Here is a 2,958-nt window from a genome sequence, read left to right on the forward strand (position 1 = left end):
GCATTAAGCGGATTAAAATAGTGGGTTATAATGTTGAGGCACGAAACTTAACCCACTGTTTTAATTCCGTTTAAATGCCTTGTTATAAGGCTTTACACGTCATAGTAACCTGCTGATAATATATCAGAGCTTTCTACTCCGATTCCAATACTGGTGACTACACCATTTTTACTCCACGATAAATCATAGCGTTGCTCATTCTTAATGATTTCTAAATCAAGAACAGTTAAAAAGGAGCCATTGCTATCAAAATACTTAATTTCATATTTACCTTCAAACTTTGTACTTTGGCTTCCAATAGCCAAACCTGTTCCGTGACCATAATCGGCATGAATCCAGACAGCTTTTAACTCACCAACACTATTGCCTTTAGAATATTGAACTGATCCTATATTTGACATTTAAAACTCCAAACATGCATGCCTTATAACGCCGCGTTAAGCGGACAAAAACTGTGGGTTATAATGTGTAGCGAAGCGAAACGTAACCCACTGTTTTTGTTCCGTTTAAACGCCTTGTTAGGCTTTGATTTGATGCATGATATCAAAAGCAACTCGCCAAGCCTCAATATTAATACTTAGTGCTGTAGAAGCATTTACTTTACCTGTCTCATACCTTGCTGTAGGTGTTACAGACGACAAAAGCGGCCAGTTAATGCGAGAGTCTGGGTTATATCCGAGTTTTTTCGTTTCTTTGAGCAGATCTTTAAACTTGTGAGTAAATTTCACACTTCCAGAATTATGAGAGATGTAAAACTTCATTACTTTCTCTGCAAATTGAGCTGAATGCCAAGAAGATAAATCTGGACTTTTTGGGCGAATCGTAAGATTTTCACAACTTACAAACGAGTCTTTTAGCGCTGTATCAATAAAGTCATTTCCTTTGAAACGTGACATTTCAGCGACTACTTTATGGGCAGTAACAAAATATGCTTGAAGTTCATTTTCTTCTTTTGGCGTGAATCTAGCTCTAAGCGGTGTAGGTAGGTTTTGAACCATATCAACTGCATTGAGGATATTGTTACCTGTCATTGTTTCTTTGCTAGATACCACCAAAATCTGACCGTATGTTAAAGGGACTTTAACATCAAATACTTCGCCACGAACCATAAAAGGTATTGTTCCCAGCGAGAAATCTACCTTTAGCGTATCTTCATACAGACCTTGATACCAAGAATTTACATGACTACTAATATTATTTACTGTAATAGGTAAACTCGCAGTTTCTACAGAGCGCCCCGCTAAAGGAGCATCAATACCTAGTAGATTGAGAACTTTAATTGTGGCGTGCATTGGTCTTGCTGCGATATCTAATTGCTCTGCAGCTAAAGAGGAATCTATCTCCTCGATAATTTCTAGAAACCTGTCTAATTCTAATAACATTTATTACCGCCTAATTAAAATACCACATGCTAAGAAGCCTAACGCCGCGTTAAGCGGACAAAAATTGTGGGTTATAATGTGTAGCGAAGCGAAACGTGACCCACTGTTTTTGTTCCGTTTAAACGCCTTGTTATGTGCTATTTCAAATACTTAGCGACATTACCATTAAGCCTTTAGATTCAGATACTTTTTCAAAGCCATGATTACTATATAACTTAATAGCAGGATTCTCAGAGAACACTCTTAACTTAATACAGTTATCACCGCGATCTTTAGCGAATCTAGTTGCATAATTTAAACAGTACTTTCCAATACCCTTGCCTTGTACATTAGACTCAATTTGCAAATCTCTGATATAGCAGTTTGAATTGCCATATGAAAAACGTAAAACACCGATAAGTTTAGATTCAAGATAAATATCGAAATTTTCGAATTCTTCCCAACTCTTAGCAAACTGTTCAGAATTCCATTGAATGCTTCTTATTTCATAATACGCTTTCATATTTTCTTGCGTAAGTGCAGATGCAAATTCACAGGATTGAGATTTTCTTATTTCGATCTTCACGAAACTACTCCAATGTGAACAAGCACATAACGCCCACATTAAGCGGACAGAAATAGTTGGCTAAAATTGTGGAGCGAAGCGAAACATAGCCAACTGTTTATGTTCCGTTTAAATTGCTTGTTATACCATTTTTAATTTGATATCGCTGTTTTGTAAGTATCAATTGATTCAGAAATTGAAGCTTTTGATTCAAATTCACTCATACAGGAGAACATCAACCAATCTTTAATTATTGTATGATCTCCTTTAAACGCGATAAAAGATTTATATTTTGCATATTGGCGTAACCTAAATGAATTTGTATAAATCTTAGTTATAACAAAAGCTGACTCATACGTAATATACCGATGAACACAGTAGAAATATGGTAACGATACAATAGTCAGAATAATCGGTATCAAAAATACTTGCACAGTCGAGAAACTCAAGAACTTATCTGTATCAGATATAATATGTAACACTGCACTCGTGATTATAATTAGCCCTATTGTATTTAAAAAAGAACTACATACATTTACAACTTGCCAATGTTCAGGGTTATTCTCAGCGGTGACTTTTAAAAGAGAGAATATGAAGATAAGTAATATGATTATAACTTCTGCTTCATACGGAAGATGACGAAATGAGATCAGTAGTTCAAGTAAAACAATCCATTGCACTTGCTTTTTCAAGGATGTTTTTATAAATTCATTAATACTTATTACCTTTGTTAGACCAAAAAGTTGGACACAACCAATAAGAACAAACCACAAAATAGAATTTTTAAATTGTGCAAAATCCCAAAGTTCAATCAAGTACAAACCGTAAAGCACCGTAGCTATATAAGCTAAAAACAAGGTAACTAACGATACTATTTTACTTTGGAAAAACGCTTTAATAACAGAGCCAAGGCTATTTCGTATTAATGGGAAGCACATGCCTATGATAAAAGCTAAAGTAATTAAAGTTGTCGTTGCTAATTCATAATTATTGAAAAATTTCAGTTGATAACTCCAGAATAAGATAATGGTA

The 2,958-nt window shown here is 34.8% G+C and carries 4 protein-coding genes; all 4 read right to left on the reverse strand.

From position 1 onward, the window contains the following. Positions 1–92 precede the first annotated feature (92 nt). On the reverse strand, positions 93–401 hold the full coding sequence (locus tag CXF74_RS20870) for a hypothetical protein (RefSeq protein WP_101084503.1): 309 nt from the start codon (positions 399–401) through the stop codon (positions 93–95). Positions 402–518: 117 nt separating this feature from the next. Then, the gene (locus tag CXF74_RS20875; RefSeq protein WP_101084505.1) at positions 519–1,382 is read right to left on the reverse strand and encodes a hypothetical protein; all 864 of its coding nucleotides are present in this window, start codon (positions 1,380–1,382) and stop codon (positions 519–521) included. Positions 1,383–1,524: 142 nt separating this feature from the next. Next, on the reverse strand, positions 1,525–1,947 hold the full coding sequence (locus CXF74_RS20880; protein ID WP_157822497.1) for a GNAT family N-acetyltransferase: 423 nt from the start codon (positions 1,945–1,947) through the stop codon (positions 1,525–1,527). 131 nt (positions 1,948–2,078) lie between these two features. Then, the coding region (locus tag CXF74_RS20885) for a hypothetical protein (protein ID WP_157822498.1) at positions 2,079–2,958 on the reverse strand (880 nt) is incomplete at its 5' end.

Source organism: Psychromonas sp. Urea-02u-13, from assembly GCF_002835995.1.
Taxonomy (GTDB): domain Bacteria; phylum Pseudomonadota; class Gammaproteobacteria; order Enterobacterales; family Psychromonadaceae; genus Psychromonas.

Excerpts from the sequence above, each read along its gene's own strand:
- CXF74_RS20870 (WP_101084503.1), bottom strand. The coding sequence starts at position 401 with ATGTCAAATATAGGATCAGTTCAATATTCTAAAGGCAATAGTGTTGGT.
- CXF74_RS20875 (WP_101084505.1), bottom strand. The coding sequence starts at position 1,382 with ATGTTATTAGAATTAGACAGGTTTCTAGAAATTATCGAGGAGATAGAT.